Origin of the sequence: Micromonospora sp. NPDC007230 (assembly GCF_042869115.1) — a bacterium.
Lineage (GTDB): Bacteria > Actinomycetota > Actinomycetes > Mycobacteriales > Micromonosporaceae > Micromonospora.
The window spans coordinates 90,603-103,678 of record NZ_JBIAFE010000007.1 but is presented as its reverse complement, the minus strand read 5'-3'; the positions used below and the strand labels follow the sequence as shown (position 1 = coordinate 103,678).

Below are 13,076 nucleotides of genomic sequence, written 5' to 3'. Positions count from 1 at the left end.
CTAGTGGGCGGCTCCCGGCGGAGCCGGGTTCAGCTCCCACACCGTGGTGTGCTTCACCCGTACGCTCTCCAGCGCCTCCGGCACCGGCACGTCGTAGGCGGCCAGCTGGTGGAAGCGTTCGCGGGGCAGGAACGCCCGGCCGGGGTCGCCGACCAGCACCCGGGCCCCGGACCGGGCGGCCCGGAGCAGGAAGCGCAGCATCCGCCGCGCCATCGCCTCGCTGTAGAAGACGTCCCCGGCGAGCACCACCTCGGCGCCGTCGGCATCGTCGTCGAGGATGTCGCCGAGTTCGGCGTCGACGCGTACCCCGTTGGCCTCGGCGTTGAGCGCGACGGCCGCGACCGCCCGCTCGTCCACCTCGACGGCCCGCACGGACGCCGCGCCGGCGCGGGCGGCGGCGATGGCGACCAGGCCGGATCCGGTGGCGAGATCGAGCACCCGCCGCCCGGCGACCAGGTCGGGGTGGTCGGTGACGTGCCGGGCGAGCGCCTGCCCGCCGGCCCAGGCGAAGGCCCAGAACGGTGGGGGTTGGGCGCTGTGGAACTCGCCCTCGGTCAGCTCCCAGAGCCCGATGGGCTCGTCGGCCTGGTGCAGCCGCACCTCGGGGACGAAGGCGACCGGGGCGAGCCGGGCGTGCAGCCGGACGAAGGCCGCGGACAGGTCGGACACCGGCTGATTCTGTCGTACGCCTCGGCGCCGCCCGCCGGCGCTCCCGGGCGGGTCGCGGCGCGGCGTGACCGGTTCACCATGGTCCGTGAGAGCTGCCCCCGCGATTGGCGATCCGTGCGAACCCGCCCGTCCTCCGCCTGATCGCGGACCGGATGGTCGAGTCAGTCGAGCTGGGCCGGCTCCAGGCCCAGCTCACGGGCGGCCACCAGCCGGACCCACTCGGCGATCTGCCGCCGGGTGATCACGCGCTCGTGCACGGACAGCTGCACGGCGAGGCCGTCCATCACGGCGCTGATCCGCCACGCCGCGCCCGCCGGGTCGGGGCAGTCGAAGGTGCCGTCGGCGACCCCGTCGGAGATCACCGCGGCGAGGTCCTGCCGCCACCGCAGGTCGAGCCGGCGGGAGAGCTTCTCCAACTCGGGGGTGCGCAGCGATTCCGCCCAGCCGTCGATCCAGATGGACCAGGAGGTCGACCGGCCGGTCGGGGCGTAGAGGCGCAGCATCCGGCGCAGCTTGGTCAGCGGCGGGGCGGAGGAGCGGAGCACCGCGTCGAGCCGGGCCAGGTCCTGCTCGACGGCGTACGCGAACGCCTGCGCGAGCAGCCGGTCCTTGGTGGCGAAGTGGTAGAAGACCAGCGCCTGGCTGACGCCGGCGGCCTCCGCCACGTCGGCCGTGCGGGTGTTGGCGATTCCACGTTCCGCGATCACGTCACAGGCCGTGCGGAGCAGGGCATCCAGGCGGATCTCGGCGGCGCGTCTCGTCACGATCGCTACCGTAGCCCATCGATATGACCACGGGGAGTTACCGACGCGGCCGGTCGTGCGGCCAACAGTCGGAAGCCGGACAGTCCCGGCCGGCGTGTCGCCGGGGCGATCCTTCCGCCCGGCCCCGACGCGGGCACCTGCCTCCTAGGAAGCTTTGCGGGCGGGGTGGGTCGTCACCCGGACGCGCCCGGAAAACGGACCCGATTTGGCAACCGTTCCCCGGCTCGGCTAAAGTTCTCATCCGTCGCCGGTTAACACCGGGGGCACGCGGACGTAGCGCAGCTGGTAGCGCATCACCTTGCCAAGGTGAGGGTCGCGGGTTCGAATCCCGTCGTCCGCTCGGAGCTGCCGCCACGCATGATCGGGGGCAACCTCGGTGGAGTGGCCGAGAGGCGAGGCAACGGCCTGCAAAGCCGTGTACACGGGTTCAAATCCCGTCTCCACCTCGGCAGTAGACGAGGGCGATTGGCGCAGTGGGAGCGCGCTTCCTTGACACGGAAGAGGTCACTGGTTCAAACCCAGTATCGCCCACTTCGATGAGCAGATGGTTCGTCACCGGACACCGGTGACGAGCCTTCCTGTTTCTCCGGCCCGTCGGCCACCGCTCATGCCGACGCGGTCAGCAGCGCCTCCGCCACCGCCGTCCGGCTGCTCAGCAGGGACCGGCCCTGCCGGTGCGTCACCACCAGGCCGGCCGCGCGCAGCGCGGTGAGGTGCTGCGACACGCCGGCCGGGGAGAGGCCCGTGTGTCGGGCCAGTTCGGTGGTCGACCGCGGCGCGTCCAGCGCCGCGAGCAATCGGGCCCGCCCCCGCCCGAGCACGGCGCCCAGCGCGTCCGGCGCCGTCGGCGGGCAGGCCCACAGCGCGCCGAGGCCCCGGGCCGGGTACGCCAGCTGCGGCACGTCCCCGGCGGCGATGCTGAGCACGGACGGCCAGACGAAGACCGACGGCACCAGGACCAGCCCGTTGCCGTCGGGCACGTCCGGAGCGGTGCAGTGCCGCTGGCTGATCAGCAGGGCGTCGCCCTCCCAACGGACCCGCTCGTGCAGGTCGTTGAGGAGCCCGGCCGCGCCGTCCTCGGCCAGCCGGCGGGCCCGCCGGAACACCTCCGCCTCGAGCAGGGCCCGGACCCGGGGCCAGTCGCCAGCCAGGGCCAGCCACCAGTACGCCTCGATCTCGTCGGCGAGCCGGTGCAGCCCGTCCTCCGGGTCGGCGTAGAGGGCGGACAGCGCCGCTGGCCGGGGGCCGGGGTACAGGTCCAGGTGGGCGCGGACGGTCCCGGGCGGGGTGCCGCGCAGCGCGGCCAACTCCTGCCCGAGGTCGGGGGTCAGGCCGGCGGGCGGCGGGGTGAGGAAGTCGGCCAGGTAGCCGGGCGCGGGCGGGATGAGGTGCCAGAGCAGGCCGCGGTCCGGGCCGATCAGGTGCGCCTCGGCCAGGCGCGGCCGGACCCGGTTCACCCAGGGCAGGTGGATCGCGTGCTGGCCGGGGTCGCGGAGCACCCGCACACTGGCGACGGCCTCCCAGAGGCAGGAGAGCGCGAACCGGACCCGCGCCACGGCGCCCGCCGACAGGCCGATCGCGACCATGCCGCCTCCTTCGTTTCAGCTGGGACTGAAACATTACGGCGGCCGGCGGCCTGGCCCCAGACTGGTCGGGTGAACGATCACCACAGTCAAGCGCTGCACTTCCGTACCCTGCATGTCCCCGGCGAGCCGCTGGTCCTGGTCAACGCCTGGGACGCCGCCAGCGCCCGGATCGTCGCCGCCGCCGGCGCCCGGGCGGTCGCCACCACCAGCGCCGGCGTCGCCTGGAGCCTCGGCGCCCCGGACGGCGACGCGCTCGGCCGCGCGGCCGCCGTCGACCTGGTCCGCCGGGTCGTCGCGGCGGTGCCGCTGCCGGTCACCGCCGACATCGAATCCGGGTACGGCGACACCGCCGACGAGGTCGCCGTGACCGTCGAGGCGGTGATCGCGGCGGGCGCGGTCGGGGTGAACGTCGAGGACGCCCGGCACGACGGGGAGACGCCGCTGCGCGCGGTCGACGAGCAGTGTGCCCGGCTGGCCGCCGTCCGGGCCGCCGCGGACCGGACCGGGATCCCGTTGTACGTCAACGCGCGCGTCGACACGTTCCTGCGGGGCGCCGGTGGCGTCCCGGAGACGGTGGCGCGGGCCAAGGCCTACCTGGCCGCCGGCGCCGACGGGGTGTTCGTGCCGGGCACGGTGGACCCGGCGACGGTGGCCGCCCTGGTCGAGGCGATCCCGGCCCCGCTGAACGTGCTGGCCGGGCCGGGAGCCCCGGCGGTGCCGGAGCTGGCGAAGCTGGGGGTGGCCCGGGTCAGCCTCGGCTCCTCGGTCGCCGAGGCCGCGTACGGGGTGGCCCGCCGGGCCGCCGTCGAGGCGTTGGCCACCGGGACGTACGGCGCGCTGGCCGACGCCCTCGACTACGGCACGCTGAACGAGCTGATGCGCGGCTGACCGGGCCGGGAAGGGGTGCCGGCCGCGCTGGCCGGCACCCCTGTACGCGTACCTCATGTCCCGGGACCGACCGGTTCCCTCGGCCCCTCGACGGTCACAGCGGCGGGGCGACGTCCCGGCGCTCCTCGACCCGCCGGTACTCCGCCGGCTCGGCCGTGGTGACCACCTCGCGGCGGCGACCCCAGACCAGCGTGGTCATGATCAGGCCGAGTACGCCGGCCGCCATCAGGATCCAGCCCACGATGTCCAGGCTGACCCCGCCGATGTGGGCGTTCAGCGCGAAGGTGAGGATCGCGCCGACGGCGATCAGGAAGATGCTGGTACCGATTCCCACGACAGCCTCCTTCGGGGGGACGGGTTGTGCTGTCGAGTGCAGTCAGTACCCCGACGGCGACCAGCGCAATCACCAGGCGTGGCGACCCGGCCGCGCGGGTGGGTGGGGCCTCCCGCGCGGCGATCTTGTCATCGGGTACAGTTCTACTCGTCGCCGACGCGAGCCGGTGACAACGCGGACGTAGCGCAGCTGGTAGCGCATCACCTTGCCAAGGTGAGGGTCGCGGGTTCGAATCCCGTCGTCCGCTCGCGATCCACCCCTCGCGGGGTTGGCCGCCGCCGGTGTGTGAACCCCGGCGAGCGCTCGGGCGATTGGCGCAGTGGGAGCGCGCTTCCTTGACACGGAAGAGGTCACTGGTTCAAACCCAGTATCGCCCACCAACGGTTGTCAGCGGACCCGGCGTCAGTCGGCGCCAAGCACGATGATGCTGCCCTCGCCCGCCCGGTAGCTGTCCAACAGCTCCGGCAGGGTGGCCGGGCCCGCGTGGTCCAGGCACAAGACCGGGCGTAGCCCACCGGCCTCGCCGTCCTCAGTCATCGCGGGGCGATGATCCGGCCCGGGGAGAAGCCCCGGGTAGGCGGCGAGGGCGTCGACATCGATGTCGATCTCGCGGTAGAGGACGGTCACCTGGCCCCCGTCGATCGTCTCGTTGGCGACGTCCGCGGCAGACCGCCGGAACTCCACACCGTGTTCGGCGAGGCTCTCGGCCATCCTTTGTGGTCGGGTCACCAGTCGGACACCCAGGCGCGAGCCGGTCAGCTCGACCGTGGCCCGCAGGTCGTCGGGCAGCAGGTAGAAGACTCCCTCCTCGCCCTCGTGCCCGTAGCCGAACAGGTCACACGCCACCCGTTCGTCGGGGCCGCCACGGGTGTCGAGGCCGAGGACGATGTTCAGCTCGTCGGGCCCCGCGGGCGGGACCGCGGCGATCCACATCCGCGCCGAGTCGTCACCGCAGACAATGTTCATGCCGGAAGTTAACCACCGGCCCACCCGGTGACAGTCGGCACCGCGGCGGACCCGCGCCGCGACGCCGTGGCGCGGGTCCGCCGCCACCCTCTAGCTCACCGGGACCGCCTCGCGGGCGGGCGCCGGCTGCTCCTCCTTCTCCTCGGCCACCTGGCCGTGCGACAGCGTGGGCAGCCAGTTGAGCCAACTCGGCAGATACCACGCCCGGTCGCCGAGCAGCTTCATGGTGGCCGGCAACAGGACGGCGCGCACGATGGTGGCGTCGATCAGGATGGCCACCGCCAGGCCCACCCCCATCTGCTTGAAGCTGAGCAGCGACATGGTGCCGAACACCGCGAACACCGCCACCATGATCAGCGCGGCGTTGGTGACCACGCCCGCCGATGCCTTGATGCCGTGGGTGACCGCGCGCTCCGTGGACATCCCGCTGTCGTACGCCTCGCGGATCCGGCTGAGGATGAAGACCTGATAGTCCATCGACAGTCCGAACAGGATGACGAAGAGGAACAGCGGCAGCCAGTTGACGATCGCCCCCGGCGTGAAGCCGAGCAGGTCCGCGCCGTGCCCGTGCTGGAACACGAGGACCAGCACGCCGTAGGCGACGGCCACCGACAGCAGGTTGAGCACGATCGCCTGGATCGCCACCATGATCGACCGGAAGCTGCTCAGCAGCAGGAAGAACGCCAACAGCAGCACGAACACGAGGACCAGCGGAGCGGTGCGGGACATCTGCCGGTTGAAGTCCACGGTGGCGGCCATGGCGCCGGTGACGTACGCCTGCGTGTCCGGCTGCGCGCCGACGGTCTCGGGCACGATCGTGTCCCGCAGCGCCGCCACCGACTTCCGGCCCTGCTCGCCGTAGCCGATGCTCAGCGAGACGGTGGCCACCGTCTTCGCCGGATTCACCTGCACGCTCACCGGTTCGTGCGCCACGCCCGTGGCCAGCGCCCGATCCTTCAGCCGTCCGATCGCCTCCTGCATCGCGGGGCTGGACACGTCCGGCGCCTGGACCGCCACGGTGGCCGGCTCGTTGCCGCCCGGGAAGGCCCGGTCGATCGCCTTGAACGTGGCCGCGATCGGATAGTCGCCCTGCAGGTCGTCGATGCCGGGCTGGCCGAGCCGCATCCCGACGGCGGGCACCGCCAGCGCGACGAGCACGCCCACGGTCAGCACGGTGGACAGCCATGGACGGCGCAGCACGCCGGTGAGGATGACGTTCCACGCCCGGCCGCCGCCGGCCCGGCCGCCCAGCCGCCGCGCCCAGGTGACCCGGCCTCGGGTGACCACCCGGACGATCCCGTGGATCACCCGGGCGTCGACGGCGTCGCCGAACACCGCCAGCGTCGCCGGGAGCACGGTCACCGAGGCCACCATGGCGGTCAGGACGACCAGGATCGTGCCCTGCGCGAAGCCCATGAACACGCCGTGGTCGGTGAGGAACATGCCGGCCATCGCCACGATCACGGTGACGCCGGAGATCAGCACCGCCCGGCCGGAGGTGGCCGCGGCGATCTCCAGCGCCCGCTCCTTCGACCGTCCCTTCGCCCGCTCCTCCCGCTCCCGCCGTACGTAGAACAGGGAGTAGTCCACGCCCACGGCCAGCCCGATCAGCAGCATCAGGTTGGTCGTCGTGTCGGCCACGTGCAGCACCTTGCTGGCCAGGGCGAGCAGGCCGGTGGCGGCGAAGAACGCGGTCATCGACACCCCGAGCGGGATGAGCATGGGCAGCAGGGTGCCGAAGGCGATCAGCAGGATGATCGCGGTGATCGGCAGCGACAGCGCCTCGGCCCGCTGGAAGTCCTCGTTGACCGCCACGCCGGCCAGCCGCTGCATGCTGGCCGCGCCCGCCTGCTCCACCCGCAGGTCGGCGTGCCGGGCCTGGACGCCGGCGACCGCGTCGAGGACCGGCTGGACCCGCTCGTCCGCGGTGTCCCCGGCGCCGGTCATGTCGAACAGCACCAGCGCCGTGATCCCGTCGGCGGTCCGCGGCGCCGGCGCGGCCGGGTCGTACGGCGTGCGCAGGTGCTCCACCTGGCCGGTGGCCTGGACCGCGCTCGCGACGTCCCGCACCGCTTGGCGGAACTCGGGGCTGTCCACGGTGATCCGCCCGTCGCGGGCCTGGACCAGCACCATCTCACCCGCCACGTCCGGGAAGCCGGCCTCGTCGATGATCTGCTGGGCCCGCCGCGAGTCGCCGTTCTGGCCCTCGTAACTCTTCATCGGGGTGGTGCCCACCGCGTTGCCGACGACCGTGGCGAGCACCACGAACGCCAGCCAGAGCAGAATCGCCCACCACCGGTGACGTGCGCTCCACCCGCCGACACGGGCAGCCACGCTCTTCGTTTCCCTGGCCCGTTCCCTGGTCAATGTCGGCCTCCGCCGTCTTTGATGAACGCCTGTTGTGGTCCGCGCGCCCCACCACGCGCCTCGTCGCCAGTTCGACCGCCGCTCGTCCTCGTGGCGTACGCCGTCGAGCTCCGGCGATCGACTGAAGCAACCGGTCCTCGAGGCCGCCTCGACGCCGTCCACAGCAGCCGCCGTCCCGGGACGCACGGAGGCCTGCGCCGGTCAGCCCCGCCGTGCGCCCGGCCCGCCCCCGTTGATCCACTCCAGATCCCGCAACCGGCGGCTCCATCGCCCACGGCACAACCACACGCCGCACACGAAGTCGATCACCGCACCCCGCGCACCAACGACGCGACACCGCACCTCCTGCATCAACGAGGCGACACTTTCGGGGAAGGTGGCCGCTCAGAGCGCCGCGAGGGCGCACTTTCGGCCAAAGTGCGCCCTGAGCACCCACCCGGCGGACCGAAGGCAGGCCCGCCAGCAATCCACCCACTCCGCCGGACATCGCGGCGTTGGAGGAGAGCCAGTGGCAGTTGCGCTTGGAATGACGGCCCAGCTTGTTGATCCACTCCAGGTCGCGTACCCGGCGGTATCCCACATCGTCGATACCGCCACGTCGCGTAAACGGAGTCGAATAGGGCCCAGCCGCAGCTTGGGAGGTCGGGCGGGGCTGGGCAGTCGATCAGTGCAAGGGGCCGCCGGGAGGCCGGAAGCGCCCGGCCAGAGCCCAAGGGGCCAGGCCACAGGGGCCGGGCAACGGGGGCGAGGCAGGGATCTCCAGGAGCGCCGGCTTCGGCCGGCCGGCGGAGGGTTTCTGCCGTGGGCAGATCCGCTCACCGTGAACGTTGCTCACTGACGGGTCGAGCAGGGGGCAGGGTGGGGCGTATGAGACTGCTGGTGTTGGGCGGGACGGGATTCGTGGGTGGGGCCGTGGTGGCCGAGGCGGCACGTCGGGGCTGGTCGGTGACGGTGTTCAACCGGGGGCTGCACGGTGACGTGCCGGTGGGCGTACGCCGGTTGCGGGGGGACCGGACGGCGCCGGACGGGTTGGCGGCGCTCGCCGGCGGTGAGTGGGACCTGGTCGTGGACACCTGGGACGGCGCGCCCCGGGCTGTGCGGGACGCGGCCCGGGCGCTGGCCGACGCGGCGCCGCACTACGCCTACGTCTCCAGCGGGTCGGTCTACGCCGAGCCGGTGCCGCCCGGCGTGGGCGAGGAGGCGCCGACCGTCGACGCTGCGGCCGACGCGGTCGACGGCGACTATCCGCAGCTCAAGGCGGGTGGGGAGCGGGCCGCGGTCGAGGTGTACGGCGAGCGGGCGTTGCTGGCCCGGGCCGGGTTGATCCTCGGGCCGGGCGAGGACATCGGGCGGCTGCCGTGGTGGTTGCAGCGGATCGCCCGGGGCGGGCCGGTCCTGGCTCCGGGGCCACGCGACCTGCCGCTGCAGTACGTCGACGCGCGGGACCTTGCGATCTGGCTGCTGGATCGAGGTGCCGAGGGCGTCGGTGGGGCGTACAACGTGGTGAGCCGGACCGGGCACGCGACGATGGGTGAGCTGCTCGACGCGGCCGTCGTGGCGACCGGCGCGGACGCCAGCCTGCACTGGACGGACCCGGCGCCGATCCTGGCCGCGGGCGTGGAGCCCTGGAACGACCTGCCGATCTGGATTCCGTCGGGCCACCCGTACCGATGGTTGCAGGAGCGGGGCGTGGAGCGGGCGTACGCGGCGGGGCTGGTCTGCCGGCCGGTGGCCGAGACGGTCGCCGACACCTGGCGCTGGCTGCGGGCGGTGGGCCAGGTGCCGCCCCGCGCCGGGCGGCCGGCCCGGGCGGCGGTCGGGCTCGACCCGGAGCGGGAGGCGAAGCTGCTGGCCGGGTTCACCCCGACGGCCTGACCAGCGCCGGACTTGCTGGCCGCCGCGCTGCGCAGGCCAGAACCCGGACCGGGCGCGGCGGGGTCAGGCCGGCACCACCGGCAGGTCGAGCACTTCGTCGACGGGGCGGCGCGGGGTGGCGGTGCCGGGCTGGCCGTAGCCGATCCGCATCACCATCTGCGGGGTGCCGAACCGGCCCAGGGACAGCCGCAGCGCCTCCCGCGCCCCGGGCACCTCGATCGGCTGGGAGATCAGCGACACGCTGAGCCCGGCGTCGGTGGCGGTGAGCAGCACCCGTTGCAGGGCCTGGCCGGCGATGACCTGGTCGGCGGCGGTGTTCCCGGTCGAGCCGAGCACGGCGACCAGCGGCTCCGGTTCGAAGTCCCGGCCGGGTGCCCGGTTGCGGCCGCCGAAGCCGCGCTGCGGCAGCAGGTCCTGCGGCTCGCTCGGCGGCCCGCCCGCGGCGGTCGGTACGCCGTCGGGCGAGGGCTCGGCGCGCATCCACTCGGCCCGCTCGGCCGCGTACGCCGGATCGCGTTCCAGGACCCGGTGGGCGCTGCGGGCGACCTCGGCGAGCGCGTTGACCGCGCCGGTGCCGATCACCAGCTCCAGCCAGCACTGCTCGGCCCGGGCGGCCTCACCGAGCCGCCAGCGGGCCTCGGCGGGGACCGGATCGGGCCAGAACGGAGCCCGGTTGCTGAACCGGCGGTGGATGGCCGCGGACAGGCTCTGCTCGGCGGGAGTCGGGCGGCGCGGCAGGTCCGGGACCAGCCGGGCGACCACGTCCGGGTCGGCGGGGTACGGGCGGAGCCGGACCGTGGCCGGCGTGCCCGCCACGGCGAGCGCCAGCCGCAGGTTGAACAGGGCCGCCCCGCAGGCGATCCGGGTGCCCCAGCCGCTCGGGTCGGTGACGGGCAGCCGGCGCAGCGGGTCGACGGAGAGTTCGATCCCGCCGTCGCGCAGCCGGAACCGCCACGGCTGGGTGTTGTGCAGGGAGGGCGCCCGGACGGCGTCGGTGGCGGCGGCCCGCAGCTGCTCGACGGTGAACCCCGTGGTCATGGTGGTGCTCCTTCCGTGGCAGGTCGTGCCCACCTTCCGGTTGGTTCCCTCCCACTGTGCGGCAACCAGCAGCCTCGCGAGCAGGGCCGGAGGTCCCCACCTGGGCGGGCCCGTCCGCCTGCGGCGACGCGGCACGGTAGGGACCTTCGGCCCGTGCCGAGCCGGGGCCGGCGGGGTAGAAAGGACGGATGATCCGGGTGTTCCTGCTCGACGACCACGAGGTCGTCCGTCGTGGCCTTGCCGACCTGCTCACCAGCAGCGGCGACATCGAGGTGGTCGGCGAGTCCGGCTCCGCCCAGGAGGCCGCCCGCCGGATCCCGGCGCTCCACCCCGACGTGGCGATCCTCGACGCCCGGCTGCCCGACGGCAACGGCATCGACGTGTGCCGGGACATCCGGGCCGTGGACTCCTCGATCAAGGGGCTGATCCTCACCTCGTACGAGGACGACGAGGCGCTCTTCGCGGCGATCATGGCGGGTGCCGCCGGCTACGTGCTGAAGCAGATCCGGGGTACCGACCTGGTGGACGCCGTCCGCCGGGTGGCGGCCGGGCAGTCGCTGCTCGACCCGGCGATCACCACTCGGGTGTTGGAGCGGATCCGCAGCGGTGTCGAGCAGCCGCGCGAGCTGAAGTCCCTCACCGAGCAGGAGCGGCGGATCCTGGAGTACGTGGCGGAGGGGCTCACCAACCGGGAGATCGCCGGCAAGATGTTCCTCGCCGAGAAGACGGTGAAGAACTACGTCTCCAGCGTGCTGGCCAAGCTCGGCCTGGAGCGGCGTACCCAGGCGGCGGTGCTGGCCACCCGGCTGCTCGGCCAGCGGCACTGACGGCGCCGGCCGCCCGGCCCGCGCGCCGCGGTTGAGCTGCCCCGCGGCTCAGTCGAGCAGCGGGACGCTCCAGCGCACCTCGGTGCCGTGCGGGACCACCCGGCTGAGCTGGAAGTCGCCGCCGAGCCGATCGGCCCGCTCGCGCAGGTTCACCAGGCCGCTGCGGGCCGCCTCCGGGTCGCAGCCGACGCCGTCGTCGGTGACGGTGACGGTCACCCAGCCGGCGTCGACCCGTACCGTCACCGACACCCGGTCGGCCTGCGCGTGGCGTACCGCGTTGGACAGCGCCTCCCGCAGCACGGCGGTGAGCTCGGGTCGCAGCTCGTCCGGGACGGCGCTGTCGATCGGGCCGCTGAGTTCCAGGTGCGGGCGGTGGCCCAGCGACTCGGCGGCCACCTCGATCGCCTCGCGGATCTCGGTGCGCAGCGCGGCGCTCATCGGCGTGCGCAGCTCGAAGATCGTGCGGCGGATGTCCCGGATGGTGGCGTCCAGGTCGTCGACCGCCTGGTTGATCCGCTTGGCCACCTCGGGCCGCATCGCCACGGGGGCGGTGCTCTGCAACTGCAGGCCGGTGGCGAACAGCCGCTGGATCACCACGTCGTGCAGGTCGCGGGCGATCCGTTCGCGGTCCTCCAGCACCACCAGCAGTTCCCGTTCCTCCTGGCCCCGGGCCCGTTCCATGGCCAGTGCGGCCTGCCCGGCGAAGCTGTTCAGCAGCGCGGCGTCGTCCTCGCCGACGGGACCGTGGTCCGGCCGGTGGGCGATCACCAGCACGCCGTGCAGGGCGTCCGCCGCGGCGAGCGGGGAGACCACCGCCGGCCCGGCGACCACCGGCCGCGGCCAGGGAGCGGCCTCGGCGAGGCTCGCCAGCAGCTCGTGGCGGCGCTCGGTGACCGAGCCGGCGAAGCTGGTCTCGGCGGCGGGCAGCACCACACCGACCAGGTCCCGGGCGGCCCCGTCGGTGCCGTCGACCACCTCGACGGTGAACTGGCCCTCGTCCTCGTCGTAGAGCAGCACCAGGGCCAGTTCCGCCTCGGCGACCTCCCGGGCCCGCCGGGCCACCAGGGTCAGCGCGTCGGTGCGCCGGACCTCGCCCAGCAGCACCGAGGTGATCTCGGCGGTCGCGGCCAGCCAGCGTTCCCGCCGGTGGGCCAGCGCGTAGAGGCGGGCGTTCTCGATCGCGACGCCGGCCGCGGCGGCCAGCGCGACCACGATCTCCTCGTCGTCCTCGGTGAACTCGGCCGCGCCCTGCTTCTCGGCGAGATAGAGGTTGCCGAAGACGTGGTCGCGGATGCGCACCGGCACGCCGAGGAAGCTGTGCATCGGCGGGTGGTGCGGTGGGAAGCCGTACGACAGGGGGTGCTGGGTGATGTCCGGCATGCGTACCGGGCGGGGGTCGTCGATGAGCAGGCCGAGCACCCCGCGGCCGTGCGGCAGCTCGCCGATCTTCGCGTGCAGCTCCTCGCTGATGCCGTGGATGATGAAGTCGTGCAGCAGCCGGTCCGGGCCGATCACGCCGAGCGCGCCGTACTTCGCGCCGACCAGCTCGCACGCCGACTGCACGATCCGCTGCAGGGTGCTGCGCAGGTCGAGGTCGGTGCCGATGCCGACCACCGCATCGAGCAGGGCGCGCAGCCGTTCCCGGCTGGTCACCACCTCGCCGACCCGGTCGAGCATCTCCTGCAGCAGCTCGTCGAGCCGGACCCGGGACAGCGGGGTCAGCCCCAGGGACGGGGTGACGTGCTCGTTCCGGGGAGCCGGT

At 73.6% G+C, this 13,076-nt stretch carries 11 protein-coding genes and 5 tRNA genes; 8 read left to right on the top strand and 8 right to left on the bottom strand.

Translation table 11 applies throughout. The annotated features are described in order from the left end of the window. Nucleotides 1-669 (bottom strand): class I SAM-dependent methyltransferase, encoded by a 669-nt coding sequence (locus ACFYML_RS12390; protein WP_387420650.1) that lies wholly within the window; start codon nucleotides 667-669, stop codon nucleotides 1-3. 161 nt (nucleotides 670-830) lie between these two features. Next, nucleotides 831-1,433, bottom strand: a complete 603-nt coding sequence (locus ACFYML_RS12385; protein ID WP_073836381.1) for a TetR/AcrR family transcriptional regulator — start codon at nucleotides 1,431-1,433, stop codon at nucleotides 831-833. A 267-nt stretch (nucleotides 1,434-1,700) separates the two neighbouring features. Between ACFYML_RS12385 and ACFYML_RS12380 the strand changes: the two genes are divergently transcribed. From ACFYML_RS12380 to ACFYML_RS12370, 3 genes are all read left to right on the top strand, one after another. Continuing rightward, nucleotides 1,701-1,773: transfer RNA gene (locus ACFYML_RS12380), tRNA-Gly, on the top strand. Nucleotides 1,774-1,808: 35 nt separating this feature from the next. Beyond that, a tRNA-Cys gene (locus ACFYML_RS12375) sits at nucleotides 1,809-1,879 on the top strand. A 13-nt stretch (nucleotides 1,880-1,892) separates the two neighbouring features. Beyond that, a tRNA-Val gene (locus tag ACFYML_RS12370) sits at nucleotides 1,893-1,964 on the top strand. A 74-nt stretch (nucleotides 1,965-2,038) separates the two neighbouring features. On the opposite strand, the gene ACFYML_RS12365 is transcribed toward ACFYML_RS12370, so the two are convergent. Continuing rightward, nucleotides 2,039-3,019 carry a helix-turn-helix domain-containing protein gene (locus ACFYML_RS12365; RefSeq protein ID WP_387420649.1) on the bottom strand — a complete coding sequence of 327 codons (981 nt, stop codon included), beginning with the start codon at nucleotides 3,017-3,019 and terminating at the stop codon, nucleotides 2,039-2,041. 69 nt (nucleotides 3,020-3,088) lie between these two features. Here ACFYML_RS12365 and ACFYML_RS12360 point away from each other — a divergent pair, with 69 nt between their 5' ends. Then, nucleotides 3,089-3,907 (top strand): isocitrate lyase/phosphoenolpyruvate mutase family protein, encoded by an 819-nt coding sequence (locus tag ACFYML_RS12360; protein WP_387420648.1) that lies wholly within the window; start codon nucleotides 3,089-3,091, stop codon nucleotides 3,905-3,907. A 94-nt stretch (nucleotides 3,908-4,001) separates the two neighbouring features. On the opposite strand, the gene ACFYML_RS12355 is transcribed toward ACFYML_RS12360, so the two are convergent. Continuing rightward, nucleotides 4,002-4,241, bottom strand: coding sequence for a DUF6458 family protein (locus ACFYML_RS12355; RefSeq protein ID WP_387420647.1), 240 nt, complete (start codon nucleotides 4,239-4,241; stop codon nucleotides 4,002-4,004). A 174-nt stretch (nucleotides 4,242-4,415) separates the two neighbouring features. Between ACFYML_RS12355 and ACFYML_RS12350 the strand changes: the two genes are divergently transcribed. Together ACFYML_RS12350 and ACFYML_RS12345 are read left to right on the top strand one after the other, a co-directional pair. Continuing rightward, nucleotides 4,416-4,488 (top strand) — tRNA-Gly (locus ACFYML_RS12350). 58 nt (nucleotides 4,489-4,546) lie between these two features. Next, a tRNA-Val gene (locus ACFYML_RS12345) sits at nucleotides 4,547-4,621 on the top strand. A 22-nt stretch (nucleotides 4,622-4,643) separates the two neighbouring features. On the opposite strand, the gene ACFYML_RS12340 is transcribed toward ACFYML_RS12345, so the two are convergent. Beyond that, on the bottom strand, nucleotides 4,644-5,207 hold the full coding sequence (locus ACFYML_RS12340; RefSeq protein WP_387420646.1) for a hypothetical protein: 564 nt from the start codon (nucleotides 5,205-5,207) through the stop codon (nucleotides 4,644-4,646). A 90-nt stretch (nucleotides 5,208-5,297) separates the two neighbouring features. Then, a complete protein-coding gene (locus ACFYML_RS12335; protein ID WP_387420645.1) occupies nucleotides 5,298-7,541 on the bottom strand; it encodes an MMPL family transporter in 2,244 nt (747 codons plus the stop codon). Nucleotides 7,542-8,441: 900 nt separating this feature from the next. Here ACFYML_RS12335 and ACFYML_RS12330 point away from each other — a divergent pair. After that, on the top strand, nucleotides 8,442-9,449 hold the full coding sequence (locus ACFYML_RS12330; RefSeq protein ID WP_387420644.1) for an NAD-dependent epimerase/dehydratase family protein: 1,008 nt from the start codon (nucleotides 8,442-8,444) through the stop codon (nucleotides 9,447-9,449). A gap of 63 nt (nucleotides 9,450-9,512) precedes the next feature. Here ACFYML_RS12330 and ACFYML_RS12325 read toward each other — a convergent pair whose 3' ends face one another. Further along, on the bottom strand, nucleotides 9,513-10,487 hold the full coding sequence (locus tag ACFYML_RS12325; protein WP_387420643.1) for an Acg family FMN-binding oxidoreductase: 975 nt from the start codon (nucleotides 10,485-10,487) through the stop codon (nucleotides 9,513-9,515). Nucleotides 10,488-10,675: 188 nt separating this feature from the next. Here ACFYML_RS12325 and ACFYML_RS12320 point away from each other — a divergent pair, with 188 nt between their 5' ends. Further along, nucleotides 10,676-11,314: a response regulator gene (locus tag ACFYML_RS12320; protein ID WP_387420642.1), complete on the top strand. Its 639-nt coding sequence runs from the start codon at nucleotides 10,676-10,678 to the stop codon at nucleotides 11,312-11,314. Between the two features lie 48 nt (nucleotides 11,315-11,362). Here the strand turns inward: ACFYML_RS12320 and ACFYML_RS12315 are convergent, their stop codons facing one another. After that, nucleotides 11,363-13,036, bottom strand: a complete 1,674-nt coding sequence (locus tag ACFYML_RS12315; RefSeq protein WP_387420806.1) for a GAF domain-containing protein — start codon at nucleotides 13,034-13,036, stop codon at nucleotides 11,363-11,365. Nucleotides 13,037-13,076: the final 40 nt, after the last annotated feature.

Excerpts from the sequence above, each read along its gene's own strand:
- ACFYML_RS12320 (WP_387420642.1), top strand. The coding sequence starts at position 10,676 with ATGATCCGGGTGTTCCTGCTCGACGACCACGAGGTCGTCCGTCGTGGC.
- ACFYML_RS12340 (WP_387420646.1), bottom strand. The coding sequence starts at position 5,207 with ATGAACATTGTCTGCGGTGACGACTCGGCGCGGATGTGGATCGCCGCG.
- ACFYML_RS12365 (WP_387420649.1), bottom strand. The coding sequence starts at position 3,019 with ATGGTCGCGATCGGCCTGTCGGCGGGCGCCGTGGCGCGGGTCCGGTTC.
- ACFYML_RS12325 (WP_387420643.1), bottom strand. The coding sequence starts at position 10,487 with ATGACCACGGGGTTCACCGTCGAGCAGCTGCGGGCCGCCGCCACCGAC.
- ACFYML_RS12330 (WP_387420644.1), top strand. The coding sequence starts at position 8,442 with ATGAGACTGCTGGTGTTGGGCGGGACGGGATTCGTGGGTGGGGCCGTG.